Source organism: Ruminococcus callidus ATCC 27760 (assembly GCF_000468015.1).
In the GTDB taxonomy this organism is placed as follows: domain Bacteria; phylum Bacillota; class Clostridia; order Oscillospirales; family Ruminococcaceae; genus Ruminococcus_C; species Ruminococcus_C callidus.
Window position 1 is genome coordinate 1 of sequence record NZ_KI260316.1, and the last position, 1,081, is coordinate 1,081.

Sequence of the window (1,081 nt, forward strand, 5' to 3'; positions counted from 1 at the left end):
AGTGGGACATTAAGGTCTCCCTGAAAACAAATGAAGTCATTTCGGGATTTGGCTGGTCGTGGAGCAAAAAGTAAAGCGGGTGCTGTGGCACTCGCTCTTTTCCGTTATTGGTGTATTGGTAAACATGCAGGGGCAGTTGTGCAATGGCTTCTGAAAGCACTCTCACGCAGGCATACACCACGGTATGCTGCATGGCACTGCGGTCATCTACTCGTTTGCCGCTGTGGGCTCGTCCGAAAAAGTAGGTGTAAGATGGTGAATCATAACTGTTTTTCGGCTTATCTCTGGACTTGAAAAGTCCGCTGAAAATTCCCATGAAATCACGCTCCTTTCTTGACTTTTCGTATATGGGTGTGGTATAATATGCTTAACAGTATGTAGGGCATCAGCCTTACAAATCAGAATTTAGAGGAGCAAAATACTATGAATCCTGAAATAGATATAAGTAATGTTACCCTAAAAACAGAGCGTTTGTTGATTCGCCCGTGGCGGCAATCCGATCTTGATGACTTTTATTCCTACGCTTCAGTAGATGGAGTCGGACAAATGGCGGGTTGGAAGCCTCATGAAAGCAAGGAAGAATCTAAGATTATTCTTGATATGTTCATTAGCCATAAGAAAACATTTGCACTCGAATATCAGGGCAAAGTAATAGGTTCTGTTGGGATCGAAAAATACAATGAAACTCACTTCCCGGAATTTGAAAATAAGAAATGCCGTGAGATAGGCTATGTTCTGAGCAAAGAATATTGGGGACAAGGTTTGATGCCGGAAGCGTTGAAAGAAGTAATTCGTTTTCTCTTTGAGAACGCTAATCTTGATGTAATCTTCTGTGGTCACTTCTTGTGGAATGAGCAATCTCATAGAGTTCAGGAAAAAAGTGGTTTCAAACACTATGCATTTGATACCTATGAGACGGCATTCGGTACAACGGAAGAAAATGAGGTAACCATTCTAAAAAGAGAAGATTGGGTATTGCAGTAAATTCCATTTTACCGAACTGACATCAACTATAAAATCAGCATCTCCCTCGAATCATAAATAGAATCATCAGAAACGCATCCACAGCGGATTGCACGGT

The 1,081-nt window shown here is 41.6% G+C and carries 2 protein-coding genes; one reads left to right on the forward strand and one right to left on the reverse strand.

Annotation, left to right across the window (positions count from 1 at the left end; genetic code table 11):
- Positions 1-316: phage portal protein (locus tag RUMCAL_RS02635; protein WP_021680927.1), on the reverse strand; the 316-nt coding region annotated here is incomplete at its 3' end.
- A 107-nt stretch (positions 317-423) separates the two neighbouring features.
- Here RUMCAL_RS02635 and RUMCAL_RS02640 point away from each other — a divergent pair.
- The gene (locus RUMCAL_RS02640; protein ID WP_021680928.1) at positions 424-984 is read left to right on the forward strand and encodes a GNAT family N-acetyltransferase; all 561 of its coding nucleotides are present in this window, start codon (positions 424-426) and stop codon (positions 982-984) included.
- Positions 985-1,081: the final 97 nt, after the last annotated feature.